12 protein-coding genes are annotated in these 15,168 nt (G+C 68.9%); 9 read left to right on the plus strand and 3 right to left on the minus strand.

Annotation, left to right across the window (positions count from 1 at the left end):
- Nucleotides 1–20: 20 nt before the first annotated feature.
- Nucleotides 21–644, plus strand: coding sequence for a hypothetical protein (locus tag K3769_RS18115; RefSeq protein ID WP_267027447.1), 624 nt, complete (start codon nucleotides 21–23; stop codon nucleotides 642–644).
- A 1,136-nt stretch (nucleotides 645–1,780) separates the two neighbouring features.
- On the opposite strand, the gene K3769_RS18120 is transcribed toward K3769_RS18115, so the two are convergent.
- Complete coding sequence (locus K3769_RS18120) at nucleotides 1,781–2,518, minus strand: GntR family transcriptional regulator (protein ID WP_267027448.1); 738 nt, start codon at nucleotides 2,516–2,518, stop codon at nucleotides 1,781–1,783.
- A 184-nt stretch (nucleotides 2,519–2,702) separates the two neighbouring features.
- Here K3769_RS18120 and K3769_RS18125 point away from each other — a divergent pair, with 184 nt between their 5' ends.
- Genes K3769_RS18125 through K3769_RS18140 form a run of 4 tightly spaced genes read left to right on the plus strand, consistent with a single transcriptional unit; the run spans nucleotide 2,703 to nucleotide 6,068 of the window.
- Nucleotides 2,703–3,212, plus strand: coding sequence for a hypothetical protein (locus K3769_RS18125; RefSeq protein ID WP_267027449.1), 510 nt, complete (start codon nucleotides 2,703–2,705; stop codon nucleotides 3,210–3,212).
- Nucleotides 3,213–3,238: 26 nt separating this feature from the next.
- Nucleotides 3,239–4,636 (plus strand): replication initiator protein RepSA, encoded by a 1,398-nt coding sequence (gene repSA / locus K3769_RS18130; protein WP_267031429.1) that lies wholly within the window; start codon nucleotides 3,239–3,241, stop codon nucleotides 4,634–4,636.
- Nucleotides 4,633–4,827 carry a helix-turn-helix domain-containing protein gene (locus K3769_RS18135; RefSeq protein WP_267027450.1) on the plus strand — a complete coding sequence of 65 codons (195 nt, stop codon included), beginning with the start codon at nucleotides 4,633–4,635 and terminating at the stop codon, nucleotides 4,825–4,827. Before repSA ends, K3769_RS18135 begins: the two co-directional genes overlap by 4 nt.
- A complete protein-coding gene (locus K3769_RS18140) occupies nucleotides 4,827–6,068 on the plus strand; it encodes a tyrosine-type recombinase/integrase (RefSeq protein WP_267027451.1) in 1,242 nt (413 codons plus the stop codon). Before K3769_RS18135 ends, K3769_RS18140 begins: the two co-directional genes overlap by 1 nt.
- Nucleotides 6,069–6,088: 20 nt before the next feature.
- On the opposite strand, the gene K3769_RS18145 is transcribed toward K3769_RS18140, so the two are convergent.
- On the minus strand, nucleotides 6,089–7,249 hold the full coding sequence (locus K3769_RS18145) for a CAP domain-containing protein (protein ID WP_267027452.1): 1,161 nt from the start codon (nucleotides 7,247–7,249) through the stop codon (nucleotides 6,089–6,091).
- 132 nt (nucleotides 7,250–7,381) lie between these two features.
- On the opposite strand from K3769_RS18145, the gene K3769_RS18150 reads away from it, so the two are divergent.
- From K3769_RS18150 to K3769_RS18165, 4 genes are all read left to right on the plus strand, one after another.
- Nucleotides 7,382–7,663 carry an acylphosphatase gene (locus K3769_RS18150; RefSeq protein ID WP_267027453.1) on the plus strand — a complete coding sequence of 94 codons (282 nt, stop codon included), beginning with the start codon at nucleotides 7,382–7,384 and terminating at the stop codon, nucleotides 7,661–7,663.
- A gap of 393 nt (nucleotides 7,664–8,056) precedes the next feature.
- Nucleotides 8,057–8,260: a hypothetical protein gene (locus K3769_RS18155; RefSeq protein ID WP_107021972.1), complete on the plus strand. Its 204-nt coding sequence runs from the start codon at nucleotides 8,057–8,059 to the stop codon at nucleotides 8,258–8,260.
- A gap of 236 nt (nucleotides 8,261–8,496) precedes the next feature.
- Nucleotides 8,497–12,483 carry an AAA family ATPase gene (locus K3769_RS18160; RefSeq protein WP_267027454.1) on the plus strand — a complete coding sequence of 1,329 codons (3,987 nt, stop codon included), beginning with the start codon at nucleotides 8,497–8,499 and terminating at the stop codon, nucleotides 12,481–12,483.
- A gap of 341 nt (nucleotides 12,484–12,824) precedes the next feature.
- Nucleotides 12,825–14,246 carry a sugar porter family MFS transporter gene (locus tag K3769_RS18165; protein WP_267027455.1) on the plus strand — a complete coding sequence of 474 codons (1,422 nt, stop codon included), beginning with the start codon at nucleotides 12,825–12,827 and terminating at the stop codon, nucleotides 14,244–14,246.
- Nucleotides 14,247–14,368: 122 nt separating this feature from the next.
- On the opposite strand, the gene K3769_RS18170 is transcribed toward K3769_RS18165, so the two are convergent.
- Nucleotides 14,369–15,168, minus strand: an 800-nt coding sequence (locus K3769_RS18170) for an LLM class flavin-dependent oxidoreductase (RefSeq protein WP_267027456.1), incomplete at its 5' end; no start/stop codon positions are given.

Here is a 15,168-nt window from a genome sequence, read left to right on the forward strand (position 1 = left end):
TAATCGGTTTCGGGGGATCAATGGAAGATCAACTCGTGATGGCCACTTGGGGTCTGGTCATTGCCACTTTCCTTCTATTTCTCGCCGCGCTAGTTCCAGTATTTGAGGGTGTTACGCAACGTCGTCGAGTGCGCAGGAATGTTGCGGCCTCGCTGATTCCCGACATGAATATACTTCGTAGTCGCCTTCAGGGGGACGAGAAGTATTTGCGCAACGTAAAACAAGTTGATAAAAAGATTGTGTCCTTTGTTCTTGGCGGCAATGGAAGCAACCTGGAGACGCTAAGTGAATTGCTCTCCAGTCGAGATATTGACCTCCTCTTCATTAATGAGGTCTATATTCTTCGGCATCAGCTCACGCAGGCTCGGATTGAGCTGACGGCGGCGCAGCGACTCTTTCGGGAGGATGCGAACGACGGAGAGAGTGTTCGCAAGCGGGATGAGCATATTCGACGGGCGTGTCGTCTGTATGGTGCCTCACTCTTGACCCTTTCGGCCGCAGAGGACCTCGTTCCTGAGTGGGCTAAGAATGTTGCTGGCGAGAAATTCTGGGACCGCTTCTCTCGCCTCTCGGAGGAGCGGGAAGAGCGGGCCGGCAAGCAAATGGTCTCCTCTGACTTTAGGCATTCTCGCGACAGTCTATAATGTGGACCTCGGTTTACCGTGAAATTTGGATTTCCGTGCCCCGCGTCGGATCTGTCACCGAAGAGCGTGAGCTGCCTGTGAACGCGGCATTCTCGTAGCAGTGGCGAAGGCGTAGGTAATGCAGGTCACTGGCCTGTGGCGATGGTCGTACTGGGTTGCTGCTGTCTGCCTCGGTCCGTGGCTGTTGATGTGAGTGACGGACGTCAGATGGTGTCACCTGGATGAGTCTGTCCTGACGCCGGGCGGTGTGGCCATGCCCGATCTCTCCTGCTGTCGCCCACAGGTCGGGGGAGAGAGTTTGAGGTCTGGTGATCTGCGGGGCGAGAGCATGAAAGGGGGCCATTACACTTGACCCAATGGAGAGGGCTAGTTGCCCTCACCGTACGAAGTAGGCTCTCGGCCCCCTTTCTTGCTCTCGGAGGGGCCCCGCAGATCAGCAGACCTTAAAGTCTCGGAGCGACCGCCCCAGCCCCGTGCGATCCCGCCCCTTCGCTGCCCGCAGCATCCGGCAGACCGCAGCCGTGGCGTACCTGCTTTTTGATCTCAAAGCGTCGGTTGGGCCTGTTGCGGATCAATGCGTGCCGGACATGTGGCAGTGCCCGCCCAAGGTGTGGCCTGGTGCTCGTGGATGGGTGGGGAATCAGGATCGTTCCGGTGCATCGGCCCTGGTGTGCCAGCGCGTGCAACGGGGCCACCCCGGGGCAACCTTGGGTGGCGCGGGGCCGGGGGCCGGGGCGCGCGGGCCGAAGGCAGGAGCGAAGCCCCGAGCCCCCGAGCCCTGCGCCGGCCCGCAGTGCGGGCCGGTGGAGGGTGTGAGACCCGTAAGCGGCGACTGGGAAGCCGGGAGGCCAGCGCGACCGGATGCCGAAGGCAAGAGCCCCCCGCCCTGGTCCCGTGTGCCGGGGACCATGTGCCGAGGGGCTGTGGTGCTCCCGTTGTGGTCGGTGGAGCGTGTGGGAGCTGAGTGCTTCCATGGTGGTGCTGTGGTGCTCTGTCATCTCATCGTGCGCCACGGCTGAGGTCTGCCGGATGCTGCGTGCAGCGAAGGGGCGGGCCCTCTCCCCACCCGCAGGGTGGGGCTTGATGAGGTAGAGAAACCCGTAACTGGCTACCGCTATTGCGCGGGCACAGCTCGGCTACTCAAGATCGTAGTCAGCAGCAAGCTCGCGGTCCGGGCCCATGAAGTCGCGAGCAAACTCAGTGACTTGCCCGTACTGGTCCCAGTAGGTGTTGGCCATGGTCAGGGCCAAGCTTCCCGCTTCGAGATCAAGGAGCGGCGCCAGGTCTTCAGGCACGGCACGAATGGCCACGACGTCACGTCGCTTGACCGCTCGGCGCCCCGTCCGATCTTCGATCAGACCAAAGGTCATCTTTGGCAACGGGCCTGTAGACGTGAGTTCCGGGGCAGCCTCTCCCAACTCCCCCGGCAGCCATGACGTCGAGAGTGCGATCACTCCATCTTCGTCTAGGTACCGTCGGCGTCGCTGGACTACGGGGACGCCTTCATCGACTCCAAGGGCGTCGGCCACCTCTGCGTCCGCTGGCACCACGTCAGCACTCACGATCTCGACCCGTTCGCCTGGCCGGAAGCCGGTCCCGGTAGTCCGCTGGAGCTGAAGCCGGTCCGGTCCAGTTGTGATCTTGCTGGGCATACGCGCCACCGTCCCAATCCCCTGGATGGTCTCTGCATACCCTTCTGCCCGCAAAACTCCCGCTACGCGCGTTGCCGTGGCAACGGAGACACCCTCGTCGCGGACGATGTCGCGGACAGATGGGATGCGGTCGCCCGGATCCAGCTCGCCACGCTCGATCTGCCCTTTGATCTGCGCGGCAATGCGCCGGTAGGGCGGTAGGGCGGACGTTGGTCCAGACATGATCTCACTCCTGTTCTAAAGCACTTCAGAACACCCCTTGACGGTGGAGGTGCTCTAGAACACTATAGAGCTGAGCCTGCTGCTCTAACAGGGTGGGAATCAGTACATGTCTTTCGCCGGGGGCGACGCACCTACCGCCAAGCAGTTTCGCCGCCCCCTTCGTCCCACGGAGGGAAGCTCCATCATGCCTGCAACGTTGGTTGCTCCGCATATCGCGCCCGTCGTCTTGACCGAAGATCTCTCAGGCATGGAACGCGTGGTCGCGCTCTACGCCTCGGACATGCCGACTCGGTACCGCTACCGCCGGGGCGATGACGCTTCGGTCCTGAACTGGATCTCTCAGGGTATGGCTCGGCTCGGCCGTGAAGAGATCCGGCAGCGCGCTTCCCGCTTGGCCGGTCACCGCAAGCTGTGGATGCGCGACATGACCACCCCGGAGATCGACCGCCGTCACAAGGTGCGGTTCCCTTCTGTGCGGCGCCTTGGGGTCGCGGAAGAGGCGGCCTCGCTGTCCATCTCGCTGGTTGGGGTCGCCCCGGCTGCGCGGAACCTTCCGGTCGTGGTCGACGGTCCGTGCCCGAAGTGTGATGACGCCGGGAAGCTCTGGGTCAACAAGGTCATCGACGAGTTCTCCGGTTGGTACGAGGAGGGCTACGTCCCGTGCTGGGTGTGCCAGAGCGGTGGTGCCGCGTGACGGTCTTCCCCGTCGCCCCTGAGGCCGTGGCTGGTGTCGCGGCCTCTGTAGGTACCGACCCGTTGACCCTGGCCGACCTGCTTCGGGTCGCCAATTCCCCGGGCTTCGACCGCTGGCAAGAGCAGGTGCGCCGTACCGGCGGCTGCGCCCACCCGATCCGGCTTCAGGGCCAGACTGTCACTCACGACCGCGCGACCGGCGATGTCCTGTACTCCTACAGCACCGAGCACGAGCCGGGTGGCACGCTCCGCGTCGCGTGCGGCAACCGCCGTGCCTCGCGCTGCCCGTCCTGCGCCTGGACGTACGCCGGGGACACCTATCACCTGATCCGGGCTGGGATCACGGGTGACGTGAACAAGGGTGTCTCGTCGGTCGTGCGGGATCACCCCCGGGTCTTTGCCACCCTCACCGCGCCCTCGTTCGGGCCCGTGCACAACCGGCCGGACTCCGGGCGCTGCCGCTGCGGGAGCTCCCACGATGACGATGACCCCGTGCTCGGTACGGCGCTGGCCCCGGACCGCTACGACTACGCGGGCGCGGTGCTGTTCAACAACTACGCCGGGGATCTGTGGCGCCGGTTCACGATCTACATGCGCCGGGAGGTCGCCGCTCACGCAGGCCTGACCCAGTCGGCTATGACGGAGGTGTGCCGGGTCTCCTTCGGCAAGGTCGCGGAGTTCCAGAAGCGCGGCGCCGTGCACTTCCACGCCGTGGTGCGCCTGGACGGACCGGACGGGCCCGACTCCCAGCCCCCGGCCTGGGCCACGGTCGCACTCCTGGACGACGCGATTCGCGCTGCTGCCGCACGGGTGTCCGTGCCGGTGCCGGCCGCCGGGAACTTCCCCGAGCGCACGCTGCGGTGGGGCTCGCAAGTGGATGTGCAGCCGATCGGCGCGCTCGGCCAGGAGGAGCTGACGGAACAGGCCGTTGCCTCCTACGTCGCCAAGTACGCCACGAAGGCAGCGGAGACCACGGGCACCGTCGACCGCCGGATCGGAGAGCTGGCCGAACTCGACCGGCTGCCGCTGCCCGCGCACACGCGACGGCTGATCGAAGCGTGCTGGGACCTGGACGACGCCTACCCGGACCGGATGCTCGCGCGCTGGGCTCACATGCTCGGCTTCCGCGGGCACTTCTCGACCAAGAGCCGCCGCTACTCCACCACCCTGGGCGCGCTGCGCCAGGTGCGGGCCGACTACCGCGCCCGCCAGGAACGTCGGGAGCGGGGCCTGTCCGAGGACCTTGACGACTCGGAGGGCTCCATGCTGGTGCTTGCCCACTGGACCTACGCCGGACAGGGCCACACTCCCGGCGAGTCCTGGCTTGCTGCCTCCATTGCCCAAGACATCCGGCTGAACCGCGAGATCGCACGCGACGCCATGGCCGACATGCCCGACCTAGATGACTGGGAGGTCTGGGCGTGAAACGACCCTTGCCCGCTCGCTACCTGAGCCCGGTCGACCTCGCGGATCTCCTCGGAGTCCCTGTCGAGACGGTCTACCAGTGGCGCCGAAAGGGCACCGGCCCGCAGGGCTTCCGTGTCGGCCGACACCTCCGTTTCGATCCCGAGGACGTACGCGTCTGGGTCCAGTCCCTCATGGAAAGGGCCGCCTGATGGCCGGACACATCCAAGACCGCTGGTACAAGACCGAGGACGGTCCGGGCGGCAAGCCGGTCAAGGTCAAGACCGACCGCTTCGGCGTCGGCTTGCGGTACCGCGCCCGGTACGTCGGTCCGGACGGCTCCGAGAAGTCCAAGAGCTTCCCCGACAAGCAGAAGCGCAAGGCTGAGCAGTGGCTGACCAACGTCGAGGCGGACATGTCGCGCGGCGACTACGTCGACCCGGACGCGGGCAAGATCACGTTTGAGCAGTACGCCACAGAGTGGATGACCACACAGATCACTGACCCGTTGACGCGAGAGTCCGTCGAGAGCCGTCTCCGGCTCCACGCGATTCCGTACCTGGGTACTCGGCCGCTGGGCTCGTTCACCCCGTCGCACCTCCGTCTGTGGCTGCGGACGCTGGAAGATCGAGGGTTGTCGGCGGGTTACCGGCGGGGGATCTTCGCGCACGTCTCGACGGTCTTCACTGCGGCAGTAGAGGACCGGATCATCCGCCTGAATCCCTGTAGCGCTCGATCGGTGCGGGCGCCTCGGCTCGAACCTCGCAAGGTCAAGCCCTGGACTGCCGGGCAAGTCAAGGCCGTTCGCGCCGCGCTGCCGGAGCGCTACCAGGCCCTCGTGAACGTCGCGGCCGGTCTCGGGCTACGACAGGGTGAGGCGTTCGGGCTGGCGGTGGAAGATGTGGACTTCCTCGGCGGCGTGGTGCACATCGTCCGACAGGTCAAGTTGCTGCAACGTCACCGCGCGGTGTTCGCCCCGCCGAAGGGCGGCAAGGAGCGCGACGTTCCTCTGCCCGAGTCCGTCGCCTTCGCACTGGCTGGCCACCTGAAAAGGCACCCCGCCACGGTGGTCACCCTGCCTTGGAAGACGCTCGACGGCCCGCCGGCCACCGCGTCGCTCCTCTTCACTGGCTCCATGGGCCTGGCGCTCGACCGGAATCGCTTCAACGATCGCGTGTGGAGGCCAGCCCTGCGGGCCGTAGATATCCAGAGTGGGCGGGACAACGGCATGCACGCACTGAGGCACTTCTACGCCTCGGTGCTCCTAGACGCGGGGGAGAGCATCAAGGCTCTGAGCGAGTACCTCGGGCACCATGACCCGGGCTTCACGCTGCGGACGTACACGCACCTGATGCCGTCGAGCGAGACGCGCACTCGGGCAGCCGTTGATCACGTCTTCACTGACGATGATCCTGCGGACGACGGCCCGGAGACGGCCCAGGGCGCAAGCTAGGCGTCTGACCTGCGACTATCTCAGTACCCGAAGTCCTGCGTCCACCAGGGGCCGCCCGACGCGAAGTGCGCGCCGACGCCCAGGGTCTTGAAGTCGCAGTTCAGGATGTTCGCGCGGTGGCCGGGGCTGTTCATCCAGGCCTCCATCACGGCGTCGGCGTCGGCCTGGCCGCGGGCGATGTTCTCGCCGCCGAGGTTCGCTATGCCGAGCTCCTCCGCCCGGTCCCAGGGGGAGGCCCCGTCCGGGTCCGTGTGGTCGAAGAACTCCCGGGCGGCCATGTCCTTGCTGAAGGACTCGGCCAGCGCGGCCAGCGAGCTGGACGCGGTCACCGGGCTGCAGCCCGCCTTGGCCCGCTCCTCGTTGACCAGCGAGAGGACCGCGGCCTCGGCCGTGGACGGGGTGGAAGCGGCCTTCGACGGGGTCGTCTCGGGGGCCTTCGTCGCCGGAGTCCTCGTGGCGGGCTTCTCCGTCTTCGACTCCTCGGCGGCCGGAGCCTTCGTCGACGGCTTGGCGGAGGGCTTCTTCGCGGCCTTCTCCGGAGCCTTCGTCGGCGAGACCGACGGGGAGGAGGGGGAACGCTCAAGGTCACGGCTGGTGCCCGGGTCCACGCGGTCGTCCGCGGAGCCGCTCGTGCCGCCCTGCGTCTCGACGTCGGTCGGGGTGTCCTGGGCGCGGACCTTGTCCGCACCGCCGCCACCGATCGAGAGGGAGTCGCTGCCCGGTATCACCCCGGAGGCGACGGCGACGGCACCCATCGCGACGGCGGCCGAGACACCGAGCAGACCGGTGCGTACGGGCGTCGCGGCCTTCCTGCGGCGGCGCTGACCCCCTCGGCGGGCCCCGCGGTCGGGGGCGTAGTCGCCCGGCGCGTGACCGGCGGGCTCGTCCCCGGTGAAGAGGTAGGCGTCGCTCTTCGTGTACAGGTCGCCCGTCTCGTGAATGCCGCCCGGCGAGTCGTACATGCCCGCGGTCGAGTAGGGGCCGCCGGTCAGATAGTCCCCGGCGGTGCGGTGGTCACCCGCGGTGGCGTAGTCGCCCAGGCTCGGGTAGTCGCCCAGGCCGGCGAAGTGGCTCACGTCGTCCGTCGCGTGGCCGCTCGTGTACGTCTCGTACGTATCTGTGACCCCGGTGGCGCGGCTGGTGGCGGCGCGGCCGGCGGCGGAGCGTCGGTGGCGTCCCATCTCGTGGCCTTCCCTCATGCGTGCGATCAACGTTCCTCACCCGAACGAGTGAGGCTCATTGGGTCGGGACGGTACCCCATGGTGCAAGAGGAGGAAGTGCTCCGAGAGCAATTAGCCCGTTAGCGTGCAGCCATGAGTGAGCATACGAGGCTGGTCGTCTGGGTACGCGGGCGCGTGCAGGGCGTGGGTTTCCGCTGGTACACGCGAGCCAGGGCCCTGGAGATCGGCGGCCTGAGTGGTTTTGCTCTCAATCTGGAGGACGGACGGGTCCAGGTGGTCGCGGAGGGCCCCCGGGAGGGGTGTCAGGGGTTGCTGGAGTGGCTCATGGGAGACGACACGCCGGGCAGGGTCGACGGAGTCACTGAGATCTGGGACACGCCCCGGGGCGGCTACGACGGCTTCGCCATCCGATGAGATCCACTCCGCGGCGACGGTCGCGGCCCTCTCCGAGGTGAGTGCGGGGCGTGCGCGGGGTACCCGTCCCTGAGAGAAAGCACCAGGTGGTTGCCAGGAAAGCACCGGTCGTGGCAGGCTCCGCCGACAAGGATGATCTCCACGCCCCACGGGCCCCGCCGCCAGGGCCGCGCCGCCGTTCTCCGGCCGCGCGGCGAGGGTTGCCCGCCAATACGGGGCGTGATCGTGTTGACCGTCAAACTTTTTGGTGAGACGCTGAAAGTCCCCGCGCACCTCAGCTGTTTGGCATGTAAGAGCGGCAGTAGAAACACAAGATCGCCAAGCATCGCGGGTGCGATTCCCTCACGACCCACACCGCTTCGGTCGGTCACTCAGTGTGGAGGACCATCCATCATGGCAAAGGCGCTTCTCGGTTACGTCGGCGGCTCCGACCCGCGACTCATTGCCGAGATGCGACGGCTCCAGCAGCGCGTCCAGGACCTGGAATCCGAGCTCGGACGAATCCAGGCCGAGAACGACGCGCTCGCGGCTGCCGCTTCTCACGACTCGCTTCTCGAAAGCATCGACGTACCCCAGGCGGAGCCTGCGCTCACCTGATCGCTGAAGAGCACCCTCACCACCACCAGTGAACAGGCTGCCTGTGTCAGCCGCTAACAGAGTTGCAAGGGACGCTTCGGCGTCCCTTCTTTCTTGCCCCCGGATGCTCCGTCGGTCGTCGCACGCTGTTCACCCTCTTCAACGTCTGATGTGCCCTGCGCGTTCATGGGCGAAACCGCGCGTTCGCGGAGTGAGACCGACCAAAACGTCCGACCCGGAAGGTAAAGTCCGGCTGCGTGCACCTCAAGGCTCTGACCCTGCGCGGGTTCAAATCGTTCGCCTCGGCCACCACGCTGCGGTTCGAGCCGGGTATCACCTGCGTCGTGGGGCCCAACGGCTCCGGCAAGTCCAATGTCGTGGACGCACTCAGCTGGGTCATGGGGGAGCAGGGCGCCAAGTCGCTGCGCGGCGGCAAGATGGAGGACGTCATCTTCGCCGGCACCACCGGGCGGCCCCCGCTGGGCCGCGCGGAGGTCTCGCTGACGATCGACAACTCCGACGGTGCGCTGCCCATCGAGTACGCCGAGGTCACCATCACGCGGATCATGTTCCGCAACGGCGGCAGCGAGTACCAGATCAACGGCGACACGTGTCGACTGCTGGACATCCAGGAGCTGTTGTCCGACTCCGGTATCGGCCGTGAGATGCACGTCATCGTCGGGCAGGGCCAGCTCGACTCCGTCCTGCACGCCGATCCGATGGGCCGCCGTGCCTTCATCGAGGAGGCCGCGGGCGTCCTCAAGCACCGCAAGCGCAAGGAGAAGGCGCTGCGGAAGCTGGACGCGATGCAGGCCAACCTCGCGCGTGTGCAGGACCTCACGGACGAACTGCGGCGGCAGTTGAAGCCCCTCGGCCGGCAGGCCGCCGTCGCCCGCCGGGCCGCCGTCATCCAGGCCGACCTGCGGGACGCCCGGCTGAGGCTGCTCGCCGACGATCTCGTACGGCTGCGGGGGGCGCTGCAGGCCGAGGTCGCCGACGAGGCCGCGCTCAAGGAGCGCAAGGAGGCCGCCGAGGCCGAGTTGCGGAAGGCCCTCCAGCGCGAGGCGGTGCTGGAGGACGAGGTGCGGCGGCTCGCGCCGCGGCTGCAGCGCGCCCAGCAGACCTGGTACGAGCTGTCGCAGCTGGCCGAGCGGGTGCGCGGCACGGTCTCGCTGGCGGACGCCCGGGTGACGAGCGCCACCGCCCAGCCGCCGGAGGAGCGGCGCGGACGCGACCCCGAGGACATGGAGCGCGAGGCCGCGCGGGTACGTGAGCAGGAGGCCGAGCTCGAAGCGGCCCTGGAAGCGGCCGAGTACGCCCTGGAGGACACGGTCGCCCACCGGGCCGACCTGGAGCGTGAACTGGCGGTGGAGGAGCGGCGCCTGAAGGACGTGGCCCGGGCCATCGCCGACCGCCGCGAGGGGCTGGCCCGGCTGAGCGGTCAGGTCAACGCGGCCCGTTCGCGGGCCGCCTCCGCCCAGTCCGAGATCGACCGGCTCGCCGCTGCCCGCGACGGGGCGCAGGACCGCGCGGTCGCCGCCCAGGAGGAGTACGAGCAGCTCAAGGCGGAGGTCGACGGGCTGGACGCGGGTGACGAGGAACTCGCCGCGCGGCACGAGGCGGCCAGAAGGGCCCTCGCCGACGCCGAGTCCGCGCTGACCGCGGCGCGTGAGGCGGCCACCTCCGCCGAGCGCGGGCGCGCGGCCACGCAGGCACGGCGTGACGCGCTCGCGCTCGGCCTGCGCCGCAAGGACGGTACGGGGGCGCTGCTCGCGGCGAAGGACCGGCTGGCGGGTCTGCTCGGCCCCGCCGCCGAACTGCTCACGGTCGCCCCGGGCCACGAGGTCGCGCTGGCGGCGGCCTTCGGCGCGGCGGCGGACGCGATCGCGGTGACCACGCCCGCCTCGGCCGCCGAAGCGATCCGCCTGCTCCGCAAACAGGACGCGGGCCGCGCGGCGCTGCTGCTGGCGGGTGCCCCGGAGCCGACGCCCACGTCGGGGCCGGGGGCTCCCACGACCGACGGGGTCTCCCCGACGACCGGCGGGCAGGGGCCGACGGCCGGCGGGGAGAACCCGACGACCGGCGGCCAGGCCCCGACGACCGGCGGGGAGGACCCGACAACCGGCGGGCAGGGGCCGACGGCCGACGGGGAGGACCCGACGACCGGCCGTCAGGGCCTGACGACCGACGGGCAGGACCGGCACCTCGCGGGTCCGGGCTCCGCCGGGTCCAGTGGTCTTGTTGGGTCCGTTGGGTCCGTCGGTTCTACCGGTCCTGGCGGTCCTGGCGACCCAACCGGTTCCGGCGACCCAGCCGGTTCCGGCGCCCCGGCCGGTGCCGACGGCGGAGGTGGCGGGCATGTCGTGGCCCGCCCCGGCGACCCCGCCCGCCTCGGCGACCCCGCCCGTGCCGGGGACGGGCACACCCCGGCCCCTCCCGGTGGGGCGCCGTTCGCGGCCGATCTTGTGCGGGCGTCGGCCGAGTTGATGCCCGCCGTGCGGCGGCTGCTGCGGGGGATCGTCGTGGTGGACACCCTGGAGGACGCCGAGGATCTCGTCTACGCGCGGCCCGAGCTGACCGCCGTGACCGCCGAGGGGGATCTGCTCGGGGCGCACTTCGCGCAGGGCGGTTCCGCCGGGGCGCCCAGTCTGCTCGAAGTGCAGGCGTCGGTGGACGAGGCCACGACGGAGCTGGCGGAGCTCGCCGTGCTGTGCGAGGAGCTGAGCGCCGCACAGCACCGCGCCACCGAGCTGCGCAAGGAACGAAGCGCGCGCGTGGAGGAGTTGGGCGAGCGGCGGCGCGCGGGGGAGCGGGAGAGGTCCCAGGTCGCCCAGCAGCTCGGCCGGCTGGCCGGGCAGGCGCGGGGTGCCGTGGGTGAGGCCGAGCGGAGCACCGCCGCGGCGGCACGTGCGCAGGAAGCGCTCGACCGGGCCGTGGAGGAGGCGGAGGAGCTGGCCGAACGGCTCGTCGTCGCCGAGGAGATGCCGGTCGAGGAGGAACCCGACACCTCCGTACGGGACCGGCTCGCGGCCGACGGTGCCAACGCGCGGCAGACCGAGATGGAGGCCCGGCTCCAGGTGCGTACGCACGAGGAGCGGGTCAAGGGGCTCGCCGGGCGGGCCGACTCGCTCGACCGGGCCGCGCGCACCGAACGCGAGGCACGGGCCCGGGCCGAACAGCGCCGGGCGCGCCTGCGGCACGAGGCCGCGGTCGCCGGGGCGGTCGCCTCCGGCGCACGGCAGCTCCTCGCCCACGTCGAGGTCTCCCTCGGCCGGGCTGACGAGGAGCGCACAGCCGCGGAGAGCGCCAAGGCGCGCCGTGAGCAGGACCTCGTCGGCGCCCGCAGCCAGGGCCGCGACCTCAAGGCCGAGCTGGACAAGCTCACGGACTCGGTGCACCGCGGCGAGGTGCTCGGGGCCGAGAAGCGGCTGCGGATCGAGCAGTTGGAGGCGAAGGCGCTGGAGGAGCTGGGCGTCGAACCGGCGGGCCTGGTCGCGGACTTCGGGCCCACCCAGCTCGTCCCGCCCTCCCTGCCCGCCGAGGGCGAGGAGCTGCCGGACGACCCGGAGCATCCGCGCAACCAGCCCCGCCCCTTCCACCGGTCCGAGCAGGAGAAGCGGCTCAAGGCGGCCGAGCGGGCCTACCAGCAGCTCGGGAAGGTCAACCCGCTCGCGCTGGAGGAGTTCGCCGCGTTGGAGGAACGCCACAAGTTCCTCAGCGAGCAGCTGGAGGACCTGAAGAAGACGCGTATCGATCTTCTCCAGGTGGTGAAGGAGGTCGACGAGCGGGTCGAGCAGGTCTTCACCGAGGCGTTCCGGGACACGGCACGGGAGTTCGAAGGGGTCTTCGGGCGGCTGTTCCCGGGCGGCGACGGACGGCTGATCCTGACCGATCCCGACAACATGCTCACCACGGGCGTCGACGTCGAGGCGAGGCCGCCGGGCAAGAAGGTCAAGCGGCTCTCGCTGCTCTCCGGCGGCGAGCGGTCGCTGACCGCCGTCGCGATGCTCGTGTCGATCTTCAAGGCCCGCCCCAGCCCGTTCTACGTGATGGACGAGGTCGAGGCGGCGCTCGACGACACCAATCTGCAGCGGCTGATCGGGATCATGCGGGAGCTGCAGGAGGCCTCGCAGCTGATCGTCATCACGCACCAGAAGCGGACGATGGAGGTCGCCGACGCGCTGTACGGCGTCTCCATGCAGGGCGACGGAGTGTCGAAGGTCATCAGCCAGCGACTGCGCTGACCCTCGCCCGAACGGCGGTATCCGTCGTCCCGCCCGCCCGGGAGCAGCCGTACGCGACCCGTGGCGGTTGCGGCGTTCCCCGCGCCGCTTACGGGGTATTCGTAGCTACGCAGTCCTTATCTCTTCAAGTCTTGAACACTACTCCGTCACATTGAGTGGTTTCTCGTCGCCAAGTCCATACCGGACCCCCTGTTGACTTCGAAACTTGAAGGCATAGTCTCTGCTTCGTTGCTTTTACCTTCAGGTGGTGGGTGGCGTAAACGTGTGCGCCACTGGAGACACCGTCCGGAAGGGCTCGCCCCCACCCCCGGCAGTGAGGCCGGTGGCCCGAGGAGTTACACGTGACCAGCACAGCGCCGCAGTCACCCAAGTCCGGAGCCCGAGCGGCTCACCCCGAGCATCTGGGGCATGTCATCTTCATCGCGGCGGCTGCCGCGATGGGTGGATTCCTCTTCGGCTACGACAGTGCCGTGATCAACGGTGCGGTCGAGGCCATCCGTGACCGGTACGAGGTCGGTTCCGCTGCCCTGGCCCAGGTCATCGCCATCGCCCTGATCGGCTGTGCGATCGGCGCGGCGACCGCGGGCCGGATCGCGGACCGGATCGGCCGGATCCGCTGCATGCAGATCTCGGCGGTGCTGTTCACCGTCAGCGCGGTCGGTTCCGCCCTGCCCTTCGCCCTGTACGACCTGGCGTTCTGGCGGGTGATCGGCGGGTTCGCGATCGGTATGGCCTCGGTCATCGGCCCGGCCTACATCGCCGAGGTCTCCCCGGCCGCCTACCGCGGCCGGCTCGGCTCCTTCCAGCAGGCCGCGATCGTGATCGGCATCGCCATCTCGCAGCTCGTCAACTGGGGCATCCTCAACGCGGCCGACGGCGACCAGCGCGGCAACGTGATGGGCCTGGAGGCCTGGCAGGTCATGCTCGGGGTGATGGTCATCCCGGCCGTCCTGTACGGCCTGCTGTCCTTCGCCATCCCCGAGTCCCCGCGCTTCTTGATCTCCGCGGGCCGCGACGCGCGCGCCCGTGAGGTGCTGCGCGAGGTCGAGGGCGACCACATCGACCTCGACGCCCGTGTCGCCGAGATCGAGCAGGCCATGCGCAGCGAGCACAAGTCGAACTTCCGGGACCTGCTGGGCGGCAGCTTCTTCTTCAAGCCGATCGTGTGGATCGGTATCGGGCTCTCGGTGTTCCAGCAGTTCGTCGGTATCAACGTGGCGTTCTACTACTCCTCCACGCTGTGGCAGTCGGTGGGCGTGGACCCGACCGACTCCTTCCTGTACTCCTTCACCACGTCGATCATCAACATCGTCGGCACCGTGATCGCCATGATCTTCGTCGACCGGATCGGCCGCCGCCCGCTGGCCCTCATCGGCTCGGTCGGCATGGTCATCGGCCTCGGCCTGGAGGCCTGGGCCTTCTCCTACGACCTCGTCGACGGCAAACTGCCCGCCACCCAGGGCTGGGTCGCGCTCATCGCCGCCCACGTCTTCGTCCTCTTCTTCGCCCTGTCGTGGGGTGTGGTGGTGTGGGTCTTCCTCGGCGAGATGTTCCCCAACAAGCTCCGCGCCGCCGCCCTGGGCGTGGCCGCCGCCGCGCAGTGGATCGCCAACTGGGCCATCACCGCGAGCTTCCCGTCGCTGGCCGACTGGAACCTGTCCGCGACCTACGTGATCTACACGGTCTTCGCCGCGCTCTCCATCCCCTTCGTCCTCAAGTTCGTCAAGGAGACCAAGGGCAAGACCCTGGAAGAAATGGGCTAACCAGGGCCGGCCCGTGGGCCCGTCGGGCCGACACCGCCCCACCGGCCCGGGGGGAGGGGCTCAAACCCCCGCCGCCCCTCCCCCCGTACACATAAGAGGGTGTGCCGCCCCGGTTCCGTGGCCTACAGGGCCTTGAGCCGGGGCAGCACGTTTTCGCAGAACAGGTGCATGCTGCGCCACCCCTCGTCGACGGACATCCCGCCGGACAGCGGATGCAGTACGTAGCTGTCGAGGCCCAGCGCCAGGCACTCCTCCGGTGTCACGATCCGGTAGACGCCCTCGGCACGCAGCTCCTCCACCGTCGTGGCCGCGGACTTCACCGCCGAGCGGATGTCGGAGGACTGCCAGGAGGCGTACGTCCTGGCCTCGTGCAGAAAGTGCCGGCCGTGCTCGGCCCAGGCGCGGTCCGGGTCCTCGGCGAGGTGCAGCAGCGGGGTCACGGCCGCGGGCATCATGGTCCAGCCCTCGGTGCCGTACTCGACGAGCCGCTCCTTGTAGTACGCCTCGATCTCCGGCAGGTGCGCGCTGGGGAAGAACGGCAGACCGAGCCGCGCCGCGCGCCGGGCCGCCGCCTTCGAGGAGCCGCCCACCAGCAGGAGGGGGTGCGGCTCCGAGAAGGGCCGCGGAGTGACCCGTACCGTACGGCCGCGGTACTCGAAGTCCTCGCCGGTCCATGCCTTCAGCAGGGTCTCCAGCAACTCGTCCTGGAGGGCGCCGCGGCGCTTGTAGTCGACGTCGAAGAGGGCGTACTCCTCGGGCCGGTAGCCGATGCCCGCGACCGTGACGAGCCGGCCGCCGCTGAGGAGGTCGAGCACGGCGATGTCCTCGGCCAGGCGCAGCGGGTCGTGCAGCGGGCCGATGATCGCCGAGACCGTGACCGCGATCTTGCGGGTGGCGCCGAAGACCGCGCCCGCGTTGGTGA

Source organism: Streptomyces ortus (assembly GCF_026341275.1).
Classification (GTDB): Bacteria; Actinomycetota; Actinomycetes; order Streptomycetales; family Streptomycetaceae; genus Streptomyces; species Streptomyces ortus.